Source organism: Trinickia dinghuensis, assembly GCF_003367175.1.
Classification (GTDB): domain Bacteria; phylum Pseudomonadota; class Gammaproteobacteria; order Burkholderiales; family Burkholderiaceae; genus Trinickia; species Trinickia dinghuensis.
On sequence record NZ_QRGA01000008.1, the window covers coordinates 318,590 to 336,886 of the forward strand.

Below are 18,297 nucleotides of genomic sequence, written 5' to 3' on the forward strand. Positions count from 1 at the left end.
GCCGCGCGGCTTAGTAGCCGCCCTTCTTGCCGATGCCGGCAAACGGGAAATCGTATTGAAGGGTGATCGGCTTGAACCACGGGCCGACGCCCGTTTCCTTGTCGACGTGGCGGCCGAACGCCATGTGGCCCGTTTGCATCGGCGGCTCGATCACGAGCGTCAGGTGATACTTGCCGGGACCGAACAGTTTGACGTTGTCGCCATAGTGCGGACCGTCGCTTGCCACCATCGGCATCAGATCGCCCTTGAGCGTCTGCGTGCCGCCCACTTTCGTGAGTTCGTAATGGACTTGCAGATAGGGCATCCAATCGCCTTCGGCAAAGCCCGTGGGGTTGTTCTTGACCGCGTGGATGTCGGCCTCGAGGTGAACGTCGGAATCGGACGCCTTGCGCATCATCCCCTCCGGTTCCATCGTGATCGGCTGCAGATAAACCGCGCCGATTTCCATGCCGCCCTGCACCTGAGGCTTGCCGATCGGATATTCGGCCGCCGACGCCGCGATTGCGGTCATCGCCGCCACGGCTGCCACGCCACTCACAATCCAGGTGGAACGCTGCATCTAAAACTCCTCTTTTTGCCTTGATCGGATATCGGACGGCGAAGCGCAATGAACGACAAAGCATGCGGTTCGCCCAAAAATGCTGATAGATCGACGCCCTTTCGATGTGCTCTCGCCGCGCTCAATAGAAGATTCGCTGGAGAAGAGAACACGAACGCAAATGCGAACGATTATCAATCAAGCATTAGTGTACACGAATGCATTAGTACGACCAAGCGACCCTAGCGCGCATAGGGTCGCTCGTGAGATGAGCCGCCGCGCGTCCTAAGCCCTAGTCCGCCCCGGCGACGGAATCGCCGACGTTCGCACCGAATACGCGCTCGCGCAGCACGGCCAGTTGATCGCGCGCCGCGGCCGCCTTTTCGAATTCGAGATTTTTCGCGTGCTCCATCATCTGCTTCTCGAGCCGCTTGATCTCCTTGGCGAGGTCCTTCTCCGACATGTCCTCGAACTTCGCGCGCTGCTGCATTTCCTTCAGTTCCGCGCGCGCCTCGTCGGCGTTGTAGACACCGTCGATGATGTCCTTCACCTTCTTGACGACGCCGCGCGGCGTAATGCCCATCGCCTGGTTATGGGCAATTTGCTTCGCGCGCCGCCGCTCGGTTTCGTCGATCGCGCGACGCATCGAATCGGTGATGTTGTCGCCGTAGAGAATGGCCGTGCCGTTCACGTTGCGCGCCGCGCGGCCGATCGTTTGGATCAGCGAGCGTTCCGCGCGCAAGAAGCCTTCCTTGTCCGAATCGAGAATCGCCACGAGCGAGACCTCGGGGATGTCGAGCCCCTCGCGCAGCAAGTTGATGCCGACCAGTACGTCGAACGCGCCGAGCCGCAAGTCCCGGATGATTTCGACACGTTCGACCGTATCGATGTCGCTGTGCAAATAGCGCACCTTGACGCCGTGATCGGCCAGGAATTCGGTGAGCTGCTCGGCCATCCGCTTGGTCAGGACGGTCACGAGCACGCGCTCGTTCACGGCAACGCGCGCGTTGATCTCGCTGAGCACGTCGTCCACCTGCGTGCGCGCGGGCCGCACCTGCACGAGCGGATCGACGAGACCGGTCGGCCGCACCACCTGTTCCACGACCTGCCCCGTCTTCTTCTTTTCGTAATCGGCGGGCGTGGCCGAAACGAACACCGCCTGGCGCATCTTGCGCTCGAACTCGGGGAACTTCAGCGGCCGGTTGTCTAGCGCCGAGGGCAACCGGAAACCGTACTGCACGAGGTTTTCCTTACGCGAACGGTCGCCGTTGTACATCGCGTTGAGCTGCCCGATCAGCACGTGCGACTCGTCGAGCAGCATCAGGGCATCGCCCGGCAGGTAGTCGACCAGCGTCGGCGGCGGCTCGCCGGGCGCCGCACGCGAAAAGTGCCGCGTGTAGTTTTCGATGCCCTTGCAGAAGCCGAGCTCCTGCAGCATCTCGAGATCGAAGCGCGTGCGCTGCTCGAGGCGCTGCGCCTCGACGAGCTTGCCGTCGCCGTAAAAGAACTCGAGACGCTCGCGCAATTCGTCCTTGATCGTCTCCACGGCGCGCATGACCGTTTCGCGCGGCGTAACGTAGTGCGACGACGGATAGACCGTGAAGCGCGGAATCTTTTGCCGCACGCGCCCCGTCAGGGGATCGAACAGCTGCAGCGACTCGACTTCGTCGTCGAACAGCTCGATGCGCACCGCCATCTCGGCGTGCTCCGCCGGGAACACGTCGATCGTATCGCCGCGCACACGAAACGCGCCGCGCTGGAAATCGGCCTCGTTGCGGTTGTATTGCATCGCGATCAAGCGGGCGATCACCTCGCGCTGGCCGAGCTTGTCGCCCGTGCGCAGCGTCAAGATCATCTGGTGGTATTCGCTCGGATTGCCGATACCGTAGATTGCGGACACCGTCGCCACGATCACCACGTCGCGCCGCTCCAACAGGCTCTTGGTGGCCGAAAGACGCATCTGCTCGATGTGCTCGTTGATCGAGGAATCCTTCTCGATGAACAAGTCGCGCTGGGGCACGTACGCTTCCGGCTGGTAATAGTCGTAGTACGAGACGAAGTACTCGACGGCATTGCGCGGAAAGAACTCGCGAAACTCCGAGTACAACTGCGCCGCGAGCGTCTTGTTCGGCGCGAACACGATCGCCGGCCGGCCGAGCCGCGCAATCACGTTCGCCATCGTGAACGTCTTGCCCGAGCCCGTTACGCCGAGCAGCGTCTGATACGAGAGGCCGTCCTCGATACCTTCGCACAACTGCGCGATGGCGCCGGGCTGGTCGCCGGCCGGCGGATACGGCTGGTAGAGATGAAACGGCGAGCCCTCGAACTCGACGAACTTCGATTCGTCGAGGGCTTCGGCGGCATGGGGCTGAGCTTCGGACATGGAAATGGCGCTTCCTTCGCCGACAAAACAACTATTTTAGCGTTTCGCGCCCGTCGAAGCAGCGCGCCGCCACGTAGCCCCCGGTTCATTCTCCACTACGAGAATCCGGTAAAAAAGTGCACGACCGTTCATGCGCATTCGATCGATTCGCATCAAAACCGTGCGAAGACGGGGGCGGGATTCGCTACAATCACATATTCCGCGCCTGCCAAAGCCGACGATCCGTCTATCCGACCGTCGTTGGCCCGCCGTCCGCCCAGCCTCACCGGCGGATCCGCCCGGCGCATGCAGTGCCCGCCCGTTTCAGTTTCCTACTACCGCCGAAAGACACCATGTCCCTGTTCTCCGCTGTCGAACTCGCTCCCCGCGACCCGATCCTCGGTCTCAACGAGGCCTTCAACGCCGATACCCGCCCGACCAAAGTCAACCTCGGCGTCGGCGTCTACACGAACGAGGAAGGCAAGATCCCGTTGCTGCGCGCCGTTCGCGAAGCGGAAAAAGCGCGTGTCGACCAGGCCCTGCCGCGTGGCTACCTGCCGATCGAAGGGATTGCCGCTTACGATGCCGCCGTGCAAAAGCTGCTGCTCGGCGACGCCTCGCCGCTGATCGCCGCGGGCCGTGTCGTGACGGCGCAAGCGCTCGGCGGTACGGGCGCGCTGAAGATCGGCGCCGATTTCCTGAAGCGCGTGAACCCGAACGCGAAGGTCGCGATCAGCGATCCGAGCTGGGAAAACCACCGTGCGCTGTTCGAAAGCGCCGGCTTCGAAGTGGTCGCCTATCCGTACTACGACGCGCAGACGCATGGCGTCAATTTCGACGCGATGCTCGGCGCGCTGAACAGCTACGCGGCCGGCACGGTCATCGTGCTGCACGCCTGCTGCCACAACCCGACCGGCGTCGATCTGAGCGAAGCGCAGTGGCAACAGATCGTCGAAGTGGTGAAGGCTCGCCAGCTCGTGCCGTTCCTCGATATCGCCTATCAAGGCTTCGGCGACGGCATCGACTCCGATGCGGCGGCCGTGCGCCTGTTCGCGGCGGCGGAACTGAACGTGTTCGTATCGTCGTCGTTCTCGAAGTCGTTCTCGCTGTACGGCGAGCGCGTGGGTGCCCTGTCGATCATCACCGACAGCAAGGACGAAGCGGTGCGCGTGCTGTCGCAATTGAAGCGCGTGATCCGCACGAACTACTCGAACCCGCCGACGCACGGCGGCGCGATCGTCGCGACGGTGCTCGGCACGCCGGCGCTGCGCACGATGTGGGAGCAAGAACTCGGCGAGATGCGCGATCGCATCCGCGCGATGCGCGGCGGCCTGGTCGAGCGCCTGAAGAGCGCCGGCGTCACGCGCGATTTCAGCTTCGTGAACGCACAGCGCGGCATGTTCTCGTACTCGGGCCTGAATTCCGCCCAAGTCGATCGTCTGCGTGAAGAGTTCGGCATTTACGCCGTCGGCACGGGCCGCATCTGCGTGGCCGCGCTGAACACGCGCAATATCGACGTGGTGGCAAGCGCCGTCGCGCATGTGCTGAAGTAATGCACGCGTAAGCCGCGTATCGCACGCGGCCGCATGATACGAATAGCGCCCTCTCTCGGGGGCGCTATTTCTTTTTGTGCCGCTGCGTTTCGTTTGGCTAGAAGCGGCTGCTTGCCGCCGAGCCTACCGTGCTGCGCGCGTCGGCAGGATTTTCGGCGGGATGCGCACGTTCAACCGCGTTCGTTCACGTTCAGCGACGGTCGCGATGGATATCGTGGGTAACGAAGCCGGCGTCGTTCTCGGGCATGTCGAGCCAGCCCGGTTGCGCCAAGCTGTCGCGGATATCGCGCAGGCCGCTTGTCCAGTGCACGTCCATCGTCGACAAGCCGAATTGATAGTCCTTGTAGTTGCCGTCGAACTCTTTGTCGCGGTAGACCAGCTGAAACACGTTGTACCGGTGCGACGACGACAGCTCCTCGGCCAATTTGCACCACCGGTCGTCCCGATGCTCGGGGGCGACGCGCGCGAGCACCTCGCGCAGCACATGCCGGAAGCGCTGCGAGTGCTGCATCATGTCCGTCACCAAGCGAGTGCGGCTCGAGTACTGGATGTCCTTCATGCGCCCTTGCACGTCCGTGAGATTCGTCGGCACCGGACCTTGGGCGCTCCATAGATCGACTTGGAACGCGAGCGTATCGCGGCGCGGGCTGGCCTGAATGACTTCGGACAGCGGCGTGTTGGACATGAGCCCGCCGTCCCAGTAGTACTCGCCGTCGATCTCGGTCGCGGCGAATCCCGGCGGCAGCGAGCCGGAGGCGATGAAATGCTCGACGCGAAGCTTCGTATGCTGATTGTCGAAGTACGCGAAGTTGCCCGTGCCGACGTTGACCGCCGCGATCGAGACGCGCGTCTCGCCCGAATTGATCCGGTCGAAATCGCACAAGCGCTCGAGCGTCGACTTCAACGGCCCCGTGTCGTACCAGCTCGCGGTATCCGGCGTACCCTGCGTGAAGGGCAGCGGCGGCGGCAGGCGCGGCACGAAGAAACCCTTTTGGCCATCGACGACCGCGCTGAGCGCCTGCATCGTCGTGAAGGCGGTACGCACGGGCGCGGACGAATCGAAGAACGCGTGTTCGACGGCCGGCGGCAGCGCAAACCCATAGGCGGGCTGGCAGACCATGTCCCAGAACGCCTTCAATTTTTCAACGCGATGCTCCGGGGCATTGCCGGCGATGATCGCCGTGTTGATCGCGCCGATCGAAATCCCCGCGATCCAATTCGGCACGACACCGGCTTCATGCAGCCCCTCATACACACCGGCCTGATAGGCGCCGAGCGCTCCCCCGCCCTGCAACACAAGCGCGACGGTTTGATAGGGAGGCAAGGACAGGGGCGGCGCGGCCCTTGCCGCGGCGCTGACTGCCCCGCCTGCTGCGTGTTGTTCACCGATTTCAGCCGATGTGGCGCTCGCGCGCGCACGCGTTGCCTTGCGCTCCCCCATGCTGCCTCCTTATTGCTTATTGCTTATTGCATGCACCATCCATGCGAGACGATGAACGACTGGCCCGTCAACGCGGCGCTCGGGAACGTGCACAGGAACAGCACCGTCTGCGCGACGTCCTCCACCGTGGTGAACACGCCGTCTACCGTCTGGCCGAGCATGACGCGCTTGATCACTTCCTGCTCGGTGATGCCGAGCTCCTTCGCCTGCTCGGGGATTTGCTTGTCGACGAGCGGCGTGCGTACGAAACCGGGGCAGACGACGTGCGAGCGCACGTTATGGGCGGCGCCCTCCTTCGCGAGAACGCGCGATAGCCCGAGCAGCGCGTGCTTGGCCGCGACGTAGGCCGATTTCAGCGGAGACGCCTCGTGCGAATGCACCGAGCCCATATAGATGACGATGCCGCCGCGATCGCCCTGGTACATGTGCTTGAGCGCGGCCTTCGTCGTGAGGAAGGCACCGTCCACGTGGATGGCCTGCATCTTCTTCCAATCGGAGAAGCTGTAGCTTTCGATCGGGTTGACGATCTGGATCCCGGCATTCGATACGAGAATGTCGACGGAGCCCAATTGCGCGGCGACTTCGTCGATGCCGCGATTGACGGCATCCTCGTTCGTGACGTCCATCGCGATGCCGAGCGCCTTGCCGCCCTCGGCGCGAATTTCCTCGGCAACGGCCTGCGCGCCGGCCAAGTTCAGATCGGCAATCGCCACGGCCGCGCCTTGCGCCGCGAGCGTACGCGCAATTTCTTTGCCGATTCCGCTTGCCGCGCCCGTCACGACCGCGACCTTCCCGTTCAGACTCGTATTCAACGACGACATTCGTCACCTCTCAAGCGTGCGTGGACAATGACACCATGGCCCGTGGCACGCGGCAAGCTGGCAGAATTTCATATCACTTTCGGCCGAGTTCCGCGCCACGAACGACTTCGCTATTGTGCCCCAACGATCGGCGCGAGAGCGACCCATCGCAAATCGGATTAAGCTCTCGTTGTTCTGAACCGCGCTCTCAATCTCTGAGGAGACATGCATGAATTACCGGCGACTCGGCCGTTCGGGCCTGCAAGTCAGCGAGCTGTCGTTGGGCTCGTGGGTAACGTACGGCAATCAAGTCGATCGCGGCGCCGCGCGCGAATCGCTCGCCGCGGCGCGTGACGCAGGCGTGAATTTCTTCGACAACGCCGAAGTCTATGCGGGCGGCAAGTCCGAGGAAATCATGGGCCATGCGCTCAAGGAACTCGCCTGGCCGCGCGTGAGCTACGTGATTTCCACGAAGTTCTACTGGGGCCTGCACGAAGCGCCCAATCAATACCACACGCTCAATCGCAAATACCTGCACAACGCGATCGACGGTTCGCTGGCCCGCCTGCAGCTCGATTACGTCGATCTCGTGTTCTGCCATCGAGCCGATCCGAACACACCGATCGAAGAAACCGTGTGGGCGATGAGCGACATGATCGCACGCGGCAAAGCGCTGTACTGGGGCACGTCCGAATGGAGCGCCGACGAGATCCGCGCCGCTTACGAAATCGCCGAGCGCCACCATCTGCACAAGCCCGTGATGGAGCAGCCGCAGTACAACCTCTTTTGCCGCAAGCGCGTCGAGCAGGAATACAAGCGGCTGTACGAAGACATCGGGCTCGGCCTGACGACCTGGAGCCCGCTCGCGTCGGGGCTGCTCACCGGGAAGTATCGCAGCGGCGTACCGTCGGGCAGCCGCGCCCAGTTGGAAGGCTACGATTGGTTGCGTAAGCATCTGACCGATGCCGAGAAGAACGAGCGCGTGACCCAGCTCGAAACCATCGCGCAAGAGCTCGGCTGCAGCATCGGCCAATTGGCGATCGCCTGGGTGCTCAAGAACCCGCACGTCAGCACGGTCATCACCGGTGCGTCCCGAGTCGAGCAGATCACGGAGAACATGAAGGCGGCGGAAGTGGCCGCGCGCATCACGCCCGAGATCCAGCGCAAGATCGAGGAAATCGTCGCCGACGTCGAGCGGTGATCGCGGCAGAGGCGCGCGGCATCGTTCGCGCGCCTCCGCACCGACCGCAGCCGCCGTACTGCCGTACAATACGCGCCCCATTCGTGCATTCGAGCCTAGGCTGGCTCGAGCGGATGCGTTGCCGCCCGTGCCCACGGCACTCCGGTGCAACGCCGCCGCCGCACTCGTGTCTCGAACCGTTCCTTGTCCGTATGCTCAGCTACCGCCACGCCTTTCACGCAGGCAACCACGCCGATGTCCTCAAGCACGCCGTCGTCGTGCAGTTGCTGCGCCATCTGGGCCAAAAGGACAAGGCCTACTGGTACATCGACACGCACGCGGGCGCGGGCGTGTACTCGCTGGCCGAGGGTTACGCCGCCAAAACAGCCGAATTCGAAACGGGCATCGCCAAGCTCTGGAAGCGCACCGATCTGCCGGCCGCGCTCGAAGATTACGTGGAGCAGGTCGGCGCGTTGAATGCCGACGGGCAGTTGCGCTACTACCCCGGCTCGCCGTATCTCGCTTGGCGTTTGATGCGGGAGCAAGACCGGATGCGCTTGTTCGAACTGCACAGCACCGAGATCGACGTGCTGCGGCACAACTTCCGCGATGCGGGGCGCCGGGCGATGCTCTATGCGGGAGACGGCTTCGACGGCATCAAAGCACTGCTGCCCCCGCCGCCGCGGCGCGCGCTCGTGCTCGTCGATCCCTCGTTCGAGGACAAACGCGACTATGCGCGCACGATCGCCTGCCTGGAGGAAAGCCTCAAGCGGTTCGCGACGGGCGTCTACGCGGTCTGGTATCCGCAAGTCACCCGCCTGGAATCGCAACGCTTTCCCGAGCAATTGAAAGAGCTGCAGCAGACAAACTGGCTGCACGCCACCTTGACGGTAAGCCGGCCGCCGGAGGATGGCTATGGGCTGTACGGCAGCGGAATGTTCATTTTGAACCCGCCCTACACGCTCGCGGCCGCGTTGAAGGAAACCCTGCCCTACCTCGCCGGCGCGCTCGGCCAGGACGAAACGGCGCAGTTCAAGCTGGAGTCGCGCATCGCTTAAGCGATCGCCATTGGCATCGCTAGAGCTCTAGCTACCGTCGGTTACCGTCGATTACTGCCGGCTCCCGGGGGACACCCGGTATCCGGTTCCGGCAGCGGGCGCGGCTACTCCCGCGGCGGGCGCCGCCCCGTTGGCGCCGGGCAACGCGATATACGGCGCGACGACGATCGGAGGCTGTCCGCTCGCGGAATCCGATTGTTCGAGCGTCGGCAGTTGCTGCGCGGGCACCATCGGCTTGCGCGATAACGGAGCGTTTTGCAGCACTAGGCCGCTTTTGCCGTCATGGATACCCGTTTGCGTACCGAGTTCCACGCCGCTTTGGCCGTCCTGGATGCCTGTTTGCGTCCCCAGCTCCAACGGCTGGCCGCCCGCCATGGCACGCGATGCAGCACCCACGAGAGCGAGACAGGCCGCCGCGCGCACGGCGGTGCGCAAGCGAGGCAAGAGGTGAAAGCCCATGGGAGCGGTCCGTGAAAGTGCGAAATGCGAAGGGCAAACCGCGTGACGCGAGATGGATTACGACGAATGATCACACCTTAACGCGGCGGCGATCTTCGCGCTAGTCGCCTCGGTACCGATTCACGGGCGCGGCGGCCGTTCTTTGCCGAACCGGCGCCGGATAAGACAAAGCCCCGCCGAAATAGCGAGGCTGGCAACATTCAACAGTCACTTCGTCGCGCGTGCGACCGCGGGCGCCTAGTCCAGCGCCGTCAGGCCTCGCCCGGATTAGATCGAATAGCCGTGTGCTTCGAGCGAGCGCAGGCGGCGCTCCAGATCGACGACGTCCGACGACGATGCGAGATACGCTTCGCGGCGGGCACGTTCGGCCGATTCAAACCAGTTGCTGAGCTTTTCGAGGATGTACGCAAACATGATGTTCTCCAAGGGTCGGGTCTCGTCCCCGGTGAATCTTACTTCAGGGATTTCCCGTAAAAGGGTTAACCCGAATTATAAGGACCTTGGCCTAAATTGCGAGTGAAATGCTCGAATGACGTGCATTCCGATTTGGAATGGTGCACCGGCACCGCCGAAACGTCATGAATGCACCAAGTCAAAACATTCGATCACGCCGGCCGCTCAGCCTTGCCGGGACTGGCTTTGCGCGTGACCGTGGCAGTCACCCGTGCTCGCCAAGCTCTCCAGAATCGGGCAATCTGGGCGCGCGTCGCCGTGGCAGTGGTGGGCAAGGTGGGTCAGTGTGTCGCGCATTTCCGACAGTTCGGCGATGCGGCGCTCGAGGTCGGCCACATGCTGAAGCGCGATCGTCTTCACCTCCGAGCTGGCGCGCGAGTGGTCCTGCCAGAGCCCCAGGAGCTTGCGGATATCGTCGACCGAGAAGCCGAGATGCCGCGCCTGGCGGATAAAGCGCAGCGTATGGATTTCCTGCTTGCCGTACACGCGGTAACCGGCGTCCGTACGCCCTTTGGGCGCAAGCAGATCGACGCTCTCGTAGTAGCGGATCATTTTGGCCGTGACGCCCGATTCGCGGGCCGCTTCCCCGATGTTCATTGGCATCCCCACAGTTAACGGCTGAAAGCGTATACCTTCCCACGGTAGGAAGGTATACGCTTCATGGAAGTGGGCCGACGGCACAGGCTGCCGCGGCCCGGCCGAGCGTCATCCCAACTTTTTCAGAAAAGGAAACCTTGCAATGATCGAATTCCAGGTCGAAGGCATGAGCTGTCAGCACTGTGTAGGCGCCGTGACGAAAGCGATTCGCTCGCTCGACGCGGGTGCGCACGTCGATGTGGATCTCGACGTGGGGCGCGTGCGCGTGCAATCGCGCGAGGGCGCTGATCGGCTCGGCAGCGCCATCGTCGAGGCCGGCTACGAGGTGAAGGGCACCCGGACGATCGTCGATGCCTGATCGTCCGGACGACGCGATGTTCACCGTTGCCGTTATCGGGGCGTCGGGACTGCTCGGGCGAGCCGTCACGCGTGAACTCGACGCACGCGCCGGTTGGCGCGTGGTGCCCACGGCGCACCGGCGAACCCAGGCCCGGAGAACCGCACTCGACATTCGAGACTCCGCGGCCGTCGCTTCGTTCGTCGATCGCGTCCGGCCCGATGCGATCGTCATTGCCGCCGCCGAGCGACGGCCCGATATCTGCGAACGCGATCCGCAAGCCGCGCGTGCACTGAACGTCGACGCCGTGCGAACCATCGCGTCGGCCGCTCGACAATGCGGCGCTTGGGTGTTGTCGATCTCGACCGATTACGTGTTCAACGGTAGCGCACCGCCCTATCGGATCGACGACTCGCCCGCGCCGCTCAACGCATACGGACACAGCAAGCTCGAAGGAGAGCGCGCGCTCGCGGAGTCGACCGATTTCGGCTGCGTGCTGCGACTCCCTCTGCTGTACGGCCCGGTCGTCGACTGGTCGGAGTCGGCCGTCACAAGCCTCGTGCCCGCCATCGTCGCATCGAAGGCGCCGGGTGCATCCCCTGCCCCGATGGACGCGTGGGCGACGCGCTATCCGACTTACACGCCCGATGTCGCCTACGCGATCCGCGGCATGCTCGAGCAACATGCCGACGGCAAGACCATCCGCGGTATTGCGCAGTGGTCCGGCGACGAGCCGATGACGAAGTTCGAGATCGCCTCGCGCATCGCGCGTGCGCTCTGCATCGACGCCCGGCTCGAACCCCAGGCGGCGAGTGTGGAAGCCACGCCTCGTCCACGCGACTGCCATCTCGACTCGAGCCGGCTCGAAGCGCTCGGGATCGGCCGGCGCACACCGTTCGACGTCGCCATCGCCGATGTGCTCGCCGGCTCGCTCGAGCCGGTGCCGGCGCTGCCGCGTTGACGACGGCGGCCCCTGGCGGCGCGCTCAGTGGAAGTTGCGGCTTTCCGATTGCAATCCGCCGAGAAGATGCGACAAATCCACGAGCCGCTTGGCCACGAGATGCCGCACTTCTCCCTGACACTGCCACACACCGTACACCGCGAGCAGCGACGCGCCGAGCACTTCCCTGCGCTGTTTTTCGAGCAGGCTCGGCCAGATGATGACGTTGACGTTGCCCGTTTCGTCCTCGAGCGTCATGAATATCACCCCTTTGGCCGTGCCCGGGCGCTGGCGAACCGTCACGATGCCGCAGCCGCGCGCAGGCTGGCCGTTGCGATAGCCGTTCAGCTTCGAGGCCGGCATCAGCCGCTTTTCGAGTAGACGCTCGCGCAGCAGCGCCAGCGGATGGCGCCGCAATGTCAGCCCCGCCGAGCGGTAATCGGCCACGATGTTCTGCCCTTCCGTCGGCGCGCCGAGCAAGGGGGTGTCGTCCGCGCCGACCGCCGCGGCCAGCATGTCCTTTTCCGGCACGGCGGCCACGGAATGCCAAAGTGCCTCGCGCCGATTGCCGGCGAGTGTCGATAGCGCATTCGCATCGGCCAGCACGTGCAAATCATGGCGATTGAGCTGCGCGCGGCGCGCCAGGTCGTGCACACTCTCGAACGCGCGAACGACCCGCGCGTTTTCGATCCGCTCGGCGACGTCCTCTTTCATGCCGCGCAACTGCGACAAGCCGAGGCGCACGGCCGGACGCGCCGCGCCTTCGACCGGTTCGAGCGCGGCATCCCATCCGCTGACGATCACGTCGGCCGGCAGCACCTTCACGCCATGCCTGCGCGCGTCCTGCACGAGCTGGGACGGCGAATAAAATCCCATCGGCTGGCTGTTCAGCATCGCCGCGAGAAAGGCCTCCGGCTCGTGGCACTTGAGCCAGCTGCTCGTATAGACGAGCAACGCGAAACTCGCCGCATGGCTCTCGGGAAAGCCATATTCGCCAAAGCCTTTGATCTGCTCGAAGATCGCATCGGCGAAGCTTCGTTCATACCCACGCTCGAGCATCCCGCTCACGATGCGGTCGTAGTATTTCTGCAAATTGCCCTTGCGCTTCCACGCCGCCATCGCGCGCCGCAACGCGTCGGCTTCGCCCGGCGTGAAGCCGGCCGCGATGATCGCGACCTGCATCACCTGCTCCTGAAAGATCGGCACCCCTTCCGTTCGACCCAAGGCGGCCTTCAACGCTTCGCTCGGGTAAGTCACGGGCTCGAGCTTTTGGCGCCGGCGCAAATACGGATGCACGGCGCCGCCTTGAATCGGCCCGGGACGCACGATCGCCACTTCGATCACGAGATCGTAGAACTTCTCGGGCCGCAAACGCGGCAGCATGCTCATCTGCGCACGCGATTCGATCTGAAAGACGCCGATCGTATCGGCGCGCGAGATCATCTCGTAGGTCTTCTTGTCCTCGGACGGTACGTCCTGCATGTCGAAACGTTCGCCGCGGCGCTCGGAAACGAGTTCGAGCGTGCGCCGTATCGCCGACAGCATGCCGAGCGCCAAGACGTCGACCTTTAGCAATCCTAACGATTCGAGATCGTCTTTGTCCCATTGAATGACGGAGCGGTCGGCCATCGCCGCGTTCTCGACCGGCACGAGCCGCGTCAGCTTGCCGCGGCTGATGACGAAGCCGCCCGAATGCTGCGACAGATGGCGCGGGAAGTTGAGCAGTTGCACCGCCAGCTTCGCCCAGGCCTGGATCAGCGGCTGGCTGGGGTCGAGGCCCAACTCTTCGAAACGCCCGAGCAGGTCGCGGCTCGTGTCGAACCAATGATGCGATTTCGCGACGGCATCGACGATCTGCGGATCGACGCCGAGCGCCTTGCCCGTTTCCCGCAGCGCGCCGCGTGGCCGATAGGTGGACACGGCCGCCGCGATCGCCGCGCGATGCCGGCCGTACTTGCGATAGATGTACTGCACCACGATCTCGCGCCGCTGATGCTCGAAATCGACGTCGATGTCGGGCGGCTCGCCCCGCTCCTTGCTGATGAACCGCTCGAACAGCATATTGCCGCGCGCCGGGTCCACCTCCGTGATGCCGAGGCAATAGCAAACGGCGGAGTTCGCGGCCGATCCGCGTCCTTGGCAAAGGATGTTTTGGCTGCGCGCATAGCGGACGATATCGTAGACCGTCAGGAAATACGGTTCGTAGCGCAGATCCGCAATCAACGCGAGTTCGTGCTCGACTTGCTGTTGCACCGTATGCGGGATGCCGGCCGGAAACCGCCGCAGCGCACCCGCGTAAGTCTCTTGCCGCAAATAGGCGGTGGGCGTGACGCCCGCGGGGACGAGTTCGTCGGGATACTCGTAACGGAGCTCCTCGAGCGAGAAGGTGCAGCGCGACAAAATATTGACTGTCTCGCGCAACGTTTCGTCGGGGTAAAGATTGACGAGACGTAGACGCGAACGCAGATGCTGCTCGGCATTGGGCGCGAGCTCGTAGCCGCATTCGTGCACGCTCTTGCCGACGCGAATGGCCGTCATCGTATCTTGCAGCGGCTTGCGCGAGCGCACGTGCATGACGACGTGACCGAGCGCGACGACCGGTACGCCCTGGCGACGCGCGACGTATTCGATCGCGCCGCGGTGAATGTCGTCCATCGCGCGCTGATGGAGAACGAGCCCCGCCCAAGCCCGGCCGGGAAAGGTCTCGTCGAGCCATTCGAGCTGCGCGGCGAACGCTTCTTCCTTGGCCGGGAAATCGGGCACGAGGATGGCCAAGCAATCGGGCATCCCGCGCAAATGCGCGTAGTCGGGCTCCGGTCGAGAAAGGTCGTGTGGCGTCAGCCGATACGCCCCCTTCGGCGCGCGCGTGCGCGCAAGCGTGATGAGCTCCGACAGATTGCCGTATCCTTCGCGATTTTGCGCGAGCAGGATCATCCCGAACGACGGCGAGCCATCGGCATGACACAGGCGGAAATACGAGCCGATGACGAGCGGCAGAGCGGCTTCCTTCGCGGCATCGTGGGCGCGCACGACGCCCGCGAGCGAGCATTCGTCGGTGATCGCGATACCGGCATAGCCGAGCTGCGCCGCCCGTGCGACGAGTTCCTGCGCATGCGACGCCCCGCGCAGAAACGTGAAGTTGGAGAAGCAAAAAAGCTCGGCGTACGCCGGCAGCCCATTGAAACCGGGAACCATCGCATCATCCGAAAAGGCCGTGAAGGAACCAGCGCGGCCCTTCGTCCGCGTCGCGGCTGCTCACGCGTTCGCGGTAAATCCAGTAATAGCTTTTGTCGTCGGCTTCGGCGACGAAGTAATCGCGTGTGACGAGTTCGCCGTCGAACCAGCCGGCCTCGATGCGCTCGGCCGGCGACACGACACGCAGCGGCGAACCGTAAAACGGCCGGTGCGCGCGCGTGAGCAAACGCACGGGCGTGGCAAGCATCCAGGTAGGCCGAGGCAAACCTTCGGGCAGCGTGCCTTTCGTCTTCGTATGGGACTCGCTGAGCGGCACCCAGCGATTGGCGATCTCGGGCCGGTAATCGGCCGTGGGAGCAGGACGCAGCACGTTTTCCTCGCCGAGCCGGGCCGCCAGCAGTTCGAGCAGACGCGCATGGCTTTGCGCCGATCCGCCGGGCTCCGGGAAAAGCTGCTCGGCCGGCGCCTCGGCCGCCTCCACCTTCACGGCGTCGAGCCGCACCGCGATCATCGGCGCCGCCAGTTCGATGCGATGCAGCCGTTCTTTCAACAAACGCAGCAGATGCACTTCCTGCCAAGCCGGTTCTCCAAGCGCGATTTCGATCGACGTCGGCGCCATCGCTTCCCTGCCCCGCTCGTGCTCGAGCGAAAGCGTGATGGCCGTCACCGCCAATTGCTTGGCACAGAGCCAGCCGCACAACTGCACGATCAACCGATGCGCGGCGTGCAGCGCGCCGTCCGCATGCTCGATGCGATCGGGCAATTCCAGACGCGCCGAAAACGTGGGCGGCAGCGTGAGCCAATCGAAAAGTTCGGGCGCCGAGCCGAATGCGCGATCGAGCGAATCGAGCACGTGTTCGCCGCAGCGGCGCCGCAGCCCCGCGCGCGGCAAACGGCGAACGTCAGCGATCGTCGCGCAGCCCAGCCCGGCGAACCAATCGGCGAACGGCCGCATCTCGGGCACCGACAGCATCGGCAGCGGCGACAAGACGCGCTCGAGCGAGGCGAGCCGCAGCACGCGCCGCCGGCGGTAGCGCGCGAGCAGCCAGGCGCCCTGGCCCGTCGGCGCGATACCGATGCGTGCCGTGAAGCCGAGCGCGTCGAGAATCGCGCGCGCCTGCAGGCACAATGCCCGCACGCCGCCGAACAGTCTCAGGCTCGCGCCGATTTCGACGATGACCGTCGCTTCCTCGGCCAGTGCCACGTCGGGCGAAAACCGCATCAGCGCCACGCCGACTTCGCGCTGGGCCGCTGCCTCGCGCGCCGCGTCGCGCTCGTACATGGCCAGCTCGGACGACAACGTGAGCACGCCGCCGCGCTTCATGCCGATCCGAATGCCGGCCGCGCGCGCCGGCGCATCGGCAATGACCGCCTTGTCCTTCTCGAACACGACGCTGCCGGCCGCCGGATCAGGCAGCCACTTCGGCCGGAAAACTTCGAGCGGCAGTTTCGGCAAATGAACGGCGAGAAAGACGCGCATGGCGAGACAGCAAAATGGGGGTAGGTTGAAGAGGAATCGACAAGGGCTCCGCGCGCAGGGGCCCTCGTCGCTTCACGATATCGACCATCAATCCTTCGGCCGACGGCCGCAGCGCCATCCTCAGCAAGGCCGGCGAGGCCTCTTGCGCGGCCGCCAGCGGCCGCACCATCACGAACAGCGTTTCGGCGGCCTGCGCCGCCAGGTGCAGACGCCGCAGCGACGAGGACTGCGCGGACGACGCCCAAAAAATCAACGCCCCGCAGCTTCCCGCCCGCAGGATTTGCTCGGCGGACCATAAGGCATCGGCCGTCTTGGGTGCCTTGACATGGAGCAGCCGCGCGAGCGGTAGCCCGATATAGCCGAGCCCCAAGCCATTGGGCACCTGCGGCGGCTGCAGCAGCGCGATGGGCCGATCGAGCACGCTGAGCGCGGGCTGCAGCAGCCGCATCTCGCCGATCCCCGGCTGCTGAACGAGCAGATCGATCAGCGCGCCGAGCGGCCAGCCGCCGCCGGGCAGCTCGGCGGACAACGCCGGATACCCCGTTTCCACCACGTGCGCGCGGCCGCTCGCAAGCTGCGAGGCCCGCCATAGCGACGGATGGATCTCTTCGGCACGGACGGAAGCAGCGAGCATCGGCGACTTGAAACCTGTATATCTATACAGTATCTTACACGCAATCGCATACTGAGGAACTGGAACTTTTTATGCCCACGACATTTCGTAAAACTCCGTCTTCCGCCTATCGCGCCACCACCCCCGACTACGAAATGCCAAGCGGCGTTCCTTGATCTGCATCAATAGAATCGTCTGGAGATAAGGTAGTGCCACCGTCCGGTGCTCCCCACCCCCGCACGCCTATCTCCATTCGCGCCTCTCGCAAGCACACTGGCGCCGTACCCGTGTTCCAAAAACAACGACAGATAGGACTCCCCATGTCAACCCTCGACGTGGTCGAAGCAAGCGAAGATCTGCAACGCACCGGGGCGCCGTCCCCCCAGCCGGCGCCCAAGCTGAAGCCTCGCGCGCCCTGCGAGATCCGCTATATCGACGAAATGGACGTGGCCCCGCTCGTGCGCGCCGACGAAACCGGCGACGCGACGTTCCTCGCCGCCGAACTCGGCGCGGCGCGCACGGCCGACGAACGCATCCGCATGATCCGCGGCATCCTGAACATCATCGGTTTTTCCGGTCTCGGCTATGCCGCGCTGAAACTCGATGCGCAAAAGCAGCCCGAGTACGCCTACCTGCTGCGCGACTACCTCGCGTCGGACTTGCTGCCGCAATCGCTCGAAGGCGGCTATCTGCTGCGCGACCCGCACATGAAGCGCGCCTTCGAATCGAGCCGGCCGCACGTGTGGGACATGCGCTCGCTCGTGAACGCCTCGCGCAAGGACGGTATCGATCCGCCGCTGCGGCACTTCTTCGACGGCATGCGCGAGAACGGTCTCTCAAGCGGGCTCGCGTTCAGCCTGCCGATCGCGCGTACACCGCTGCGCGCGCTCATTCTCTTTGCCGGGCCGCCCGAGCATTGCGAATGGATCACCGACAGCGTCATCGCCCAAGCGCTCGGGCTCGGCCTCTCGCTGCATCAGCGCTGCGCCGCCTATGTCCAAGCCATCTGCCGCCAGGACGCCGCGAACAGCCTGTCGCAATTGCAGCAGCGCATCCTGGGCGCCGTCGTCGTGGGCATGTCGGACAAAGCGATCGCAGCCCGGCTCGGCACGACCGTCCACAACGTCGACTATCACCTGCGTCAGTTGCGCGAAAAATTCGGCGCCCGCAACCGCAGTCAACTCGCCTATCTCGCGGGGAAGATGCAAGCGGTCTGAGACAAGATCGACACATCGCGCATCTGCATCTGCATCGCCGGAGGGCCGCGTTCGATCCCGCGGCCCTCGCGCTA

General features: G+C 64.3%; 16 protein-coding genes. 6 read left to right on the top strand and 10 right to left on the bottom strand.

Features of this window, described 5'->3' with window-relative positions; genetic code table 11:
- Positions 1–10: 10 nt before the first annotated feature.
- Entirely contained in the window at positions 11–559 is a 549-nt protein-coding gene (locus DWV00_RS16115; protein WP_115534575.1) for an iron transporter, read from the bottom strand.
- Between the two features lie 271 nt (positions 560–830).
- A complete protein-coding gene (gene uvrB / locus DWV00_RS16120; protein WP_115534576.1) occupies positions 831–2,921 on the bottom strand; it encodes an excinuclease ABC subunit UvrB in 2,091 nt (696 codons plus the stop codon).
- A gap of 332 nt (positions 2,922–3,253) precedes the next feature.
- Here uvrB and DWV00_RS16125 point away from each other — a divergent pair, with 332 nt between their 5' ends.
- On the top strand, positions 3,254–4,453 hold the full coding sequence (locus DWV00_RS16125; protein WP_115534577.1) for an amino acid aminotransferase: 1,200 nt from the start codon (positions 3,254–3,256) through the stop codon (positions 4,451–4,453).
- Positions 4,454–4,643: 190 nt separating this feature from the next.
- On the opposite strand, the gene DWV00_RS16130 is transcribed toward DWV00_RS16125, so the two are convergent.
- Together DWV00_RS16130 and DWV00_RS16135 are read right to left on the bottom strand one after the other, a co-directional pair.
- Complete coding sequence (locus tag DWV00_RS16130; protein ID WP_115534578.1) at positions 4,644–5,894, bottom strand: DUF3734 domain-containing protein; 1,251 nt, start codon at positions 5,892–5,894, stop codon at positions 4,644–4,646.
- A 23-nt stretch (positions 5,895–5,917) separates the two neighbouring features.
- Positions 5,918–6,715, bottom strand: coding sequence for a 3-hydroxybutyrate dehydrogenase (locus tag DWV00_RS16135; protein ID WP_115534579.1), 798 nt, complete (start codon positions 6,713–6,715; stop codon positions 5,918–5,920).
- 208 nt (positions 6,716–6,923) lie between these two features.
- Here DWV00_RS16135 and DWV00_RS16140 point away from each other — a divergent pair, with 208 nt between their 5' ends.
- Together DWV00_RS16140 and DWV00_RS16145 are read left to right on the top strand one after the other, a co-directional pair.
- Entirely contained in the window at positions 6,924–7,895 is a 972-nt protein-coding gene (locus tag DWV00_RS16140) for a potassium channel beta subunit family protein (RefSeq protein ID WP_115534580.1), read from the top strand.
- Positions 7,896–8,086: 191 nt separating this feature from the next.
- Entirely contained in the window at positions 8,087–8,932 is an 846-nt protein-coding gene (locus DWV00_RS16145; RefSeq protein ID WP_115534581.1) for a 23S rRNA (adenine(2030)-N(6))-methyltransferase RlmJ, read from the top strand.
- Between the two features lie 51 nt (positions 8,933–8,983).
- On the opposite strand, the gene DWV00_RS34605 is transcribed toward DWV00_RS16145, so the two are convergent.
- The 3 genes from DWV00_RS34605 to cueR form a co-directional block, all read right to left on the bottom strand.
- Complete coding sequence (locus tag DWV00_RS34605; protein WP_342766985.1) at positions 8,984–9,307, bottom strand: hypothetical protein; 324 nt, start codon at positions 9,305–9,307, stop codon at positions 8,984–8,986.
- A gap of 351 nt (positions 9,308–9,658) precedes the next feature.
- Positions 9,659–9,805, bottom strand: coding sequence for a DUF3563 family protein (locus DWV00_RS16155; RefSeq protein ID WP_115534582.1), 147 nt, complete (start codon positions 9,803–9,805; stop codon positions 9,659–9,661).
- A gap of 204 nt (positions 9,806–10,009) precedes the next feature.
- Positions 10,010–10,441, bottom strand: a complete 432-nt coding sequence (gene cueR / locus DWV00_RS16160) for a Cu(I)-responsive transcriptional regulator (RefSeq protein WP_115534583.1) — start codon at positions 10,439–10,441, stop codon at positions 10,010–10,012.
- 142 nt (positions 10,442–10,583) lie between these two features.
- Here cueR and DWV00_RS16165 point away from each other — a divergent pair, with 142 nt between their 5' ends.
- Both DWV00_RS16165 and DWV00_RS16170 read left to right on the top strand, forming a co-directional pair.
- Positions 10,584–10,799 carry a heavy-metal-associated domain-containing protein gene (locus DWV00_RS16165; protein WP_115534584.1) on the top strand — a complete coding sequence of 72 codons (216 nt, stop codon included), beginning with the start codon at positions 10,584–10,586 and terminating at the stop codon, positions 10,797–10,799.
- Positions 10,800–10,815: 16 nt separating this feature from the next.
- On the top strand, positions 10,816–11,739 hold the full coding sequence (locus tag DWV00_RS16170) for a dTDP-4-dehydrorhamnose reductase family protein (protein ID WP_115534675.1): 924 nt from the start codon (positions 10,816–10,818) through the stop codon (positions 11,737–11,739).
- 24 nt (positions 11,740–11,763) lie between these two features.
- Here DWV00_RS16170 and DWV00_RS16175 read toward each other — a convergent pair whose 3' ends face one another.
- The 3 genes from DWV00_RS16175 to imuA are packed head-to-tail and all read right to left on the bottom strand — an operon-like array spanning position 11,764 to position 17,027.
- Positions 11,764–14,913: an error-prone DNA polymerase gene (locus tag DWV00_RS16175; RefSeq protein ID WP_115534585.1), complete on the bottom strand. Its 3,150-nt coding sequence runs from the start codon at positions 14,911–14,913 to the stop codon at positions 11,764–11,766.
- Positions 14,914–14,917: 4 nt separating this feature from the next.
- Entirely contained in the window at positions 14,918–16,393 is a 1,476-nt protein-coding gene (locus DWV00_RS16180) for a Y-family DNA polymerase (RefSeq protein WP_115534586.1), read from the bottom strand.
- On the bottom strand, positions 16,323–17,027 hold the full coding sequence (imuA, locus tag DWV00_RS16185; protein WP_115534587.1) for a translesion DNA synthesis-associated protein ImuA: 705 nt from the start codon (positions 17,025–17,027) through the stop codon (positions 16,323–16,325). The genes DWV00_RS16180 and imuA overlap by 71 nt, the downstream gene beginning before the upstream one ends.
- Before the next feature lie 299 nt (positions 17,028–17,326).
- On the opposite strand from imuA, the gene DWV00_RS16190 reads away from it, so the two are divergent.
- On the top strand, positions 17,327–18,223 hold the full coding sequence (locus DWV00_RS16190) for a helix-turn-helix transcriptional regulator (RefSeq protein WP_115534588.1): 897 nt from the start codon (positions 17,327–17,329) through the stop codon (positions 18,221–18,223).
- Positions 18,224–18,297 lie beyond the last annotated feature (74 nt).

What these genes read in the sequence shown, in the direction of transcription:
- DWV00_RS16115 (WP_115534575.1), bottom strand. Translation starts at nt 559, where the DNA reads ATGCAGCGTTCCACCTGGATTGTGAGTGGCGTGGCAGCCGTGGCGGCG.
- uvrB (WP_115534576.1), bottom strand. Translation starts at nt 2,921, where the DNA reads ATGTCCGAAGCTCAGCCCCATGCCGCCGAAGCCCTCGACGAATCGAAG.
- DWV00_RS16125 (WP_115534577.1), top strand. Translation starts at nt 3,254, where the DNA reads ATGTCCCTGTTCTCCGCTGTCGAACTCGCTCCCCGCGACCCGATCCTC.
- DWV00_RS16130 (WP_115534578.1), bottom strand. Translation starts at nt 5,894, where the DNA reads ATGGGGGAGCGCAAGGCAACGCGTGCGCGCGCGAGCGCCACATCGGCT.
- DWV00_RS16135 (WP_115534579.1), bottom strand. Translation starts at nt 6,715, where the DNA reads ATGTCGTCGTTGAATACGAGTCTGAACGGGAAGGTCGCGGTCGTGACG.
- DWV00_RS16140 (WP_115534580.1), top strand. Translation starts at nt 6,924, where the DNA reads ATGAATTACCGGCGACTCGGCCGTTCGGGCCTGCAAGTCAGCGAGCTG.
- DWV00_RS16145 (WP_115534581.1), top strand. Translation starts at nt 8,087, where the DNA reads ATGCTCAGCTACCGCCACGCCTTTCACGCAGGCAACCACGCCGATGTC.
- DWV00_RS34605 (WP_342766985.1), bottom strand. Translation starts at nt 9,307, where the DNA reads ATGGCGGGCGGCCAGCCGTTGGAGCTGGGGACGCAAACAGGCATCCAG.
- DWV00_RS16155 (WP_115534582.1), bottom strand. Translation starts at nt 9,805, where the DNA reads ATGTTTGCGTACATCCTCGAAAAGCTCAGCAACTGGTTTGAATCGGCC.
- cueR (WP_115534583.1), bottom strand. Translation starts at nt 10,441, where the DNA reads ATGAACATCGGGGAAGCGGCCCGCGAATCGGGCGTCACGGCCAAAATG.
- DWV00_RS16165 (WP_115534584.1), top strand. Translation starts at nt 10,584, where the DNA reads ATGATCGAATTCCAGGTCGAAGGCATGAGCTGTCAGCACTGTGTAGGC.
- DWV00_RS16170 (WP_115534675.1), top strand. Translation starts at nt 10,816, where the DNA reads ATGTTCACCGTTGCCGTTATCGGGGCGTCGGGACTGCTCGGGCGAGCC.
- DWV00_RS16175 (WP_115534585.1), bottom strand. Translation starts at nt 14,913, where the DNA reads ATGGTTCCCGGTTTCAATGGGCTGCCGGCGTACGCCGAGCTTTTTTGC.
- DWV00_RS16180 (WP_115534586.1), bottom strand. Translation starts at nt 16,393, where the DNA reads ATGCGCGTCTTTCTCGCCGTTCATTTGCCGAAACTGCCGCTCGAAGTT.
- imuA (WP_115534587.1), bottom strand. Translation starts at nt 17,027, where the DNA reads ATGCTCGCTGCTTCCGTCCGTGCCGAAGAGATCCATCCGTCGCTATGG.
- DWV00_RS16190 (WP_115534588.1), top strand. Translation starts at nt 17,327, where the DNA reads ATGTCAACCCTCGACGTGGTCGAAGCAAGCGAAGATCTGCAACGCACC.